At 24.3% G+C, this 991-nt stretch carries 1 pseudogene; it reads right to left on the bottom strand.

The features are described 5' to 3' along the window. Window positions 1-991 (bottom strand): annotated as a pseudogene (locus FPD38_RS08130) (glycosyltransferase family 2 protein); the annotation flags it as partial.

Here is a 991-nt window from a genome sequence, read left to right as displayed (position 1 = left end):
TAGGAAAGTTGGTTTTGAATTCTAGATTTTGCTGTACCATGCTTGATTTGGAAAGAAAGTAATGAATTAGTTTGATTTAAAAATGTTATTTCACTTTGTTTTTCTTGTATAGTTTGATTTAAAAATGTTATTTCACTTTGTTTTTCTTGTATAGTTTGATTTTTTAATTGTACGTTTTGTTCTAAAGTTTGGATTTGAAAAATTTGATTTTTAGTCATATTATTTTTCTCAATTATCACTTCGCTAAAAAAATTAGCTAACAATGAAAGATTATTATCAATATTTTTAGACAATTTAAAAAAGGAAACAAATGACATATGTAAAATTTTTTCTAAATACTCTGGCGAAAAATCTAAAATTTCATTTCTCCATAATTTCAATTTATTAAAAAAAATTATTTTAAAAAGTTCAACATCATTTAAATTCTTATTCTGACCTATAAAATCAAAAACCATCAATGCAGTTAAAAATAAACTTGAATTTCTATGATATTTTTTATATAAAAAATAATTTTCATCTAATAGCTTATAATATTTTAAGGCATATTGCGGAACATAAGAAGTGTCATTTGTATAATTCATTATACTGCCTCTTCGTATTCTATAATAAATCATTTTTTCAAATAAAACATAAATATTTCTTGCTTGGAAAAATAATAATTTCCCAAAATAATGGTCTTCATGTAAAACTTGATTTAAAAACTTTAATTCAATATTCATTAGGTATTTAAATTGAATCATACCATGCCAACCAAACCAAAGCGAGTATCTTCTCATAGCAATAGCTTTTTCTAGTAAAAATGCTGGGTTAATTATTTGCGATTGCTTAAAATTATAACTCTCCATAATAGTTTCTGGAATGGATTCTGGTATTTGTATACCATCGTAATAAAAATAATGATCAAACCACACCACCTCTACCCCATCCATTCTAGGGACACATTCTTCTATGCAGTTTAATTCCCAATAATCATCACTATCTAAAAAGATAA

This window comes from Campylobacter volucris (genome assembly GCF_008011665.1).
Lineage (GTDB): Bacteria > Campylobacterota > Campylobacteria > Campylobacterales > Campylobacteraceae > Campylobacter_D > Campylobacter_D volucris_A.
The sequence above is the reverse complement of the archived record's forward strand: the minus strand, read 5'-3'. Positions and strand labels throughout refer to the sequence as shown.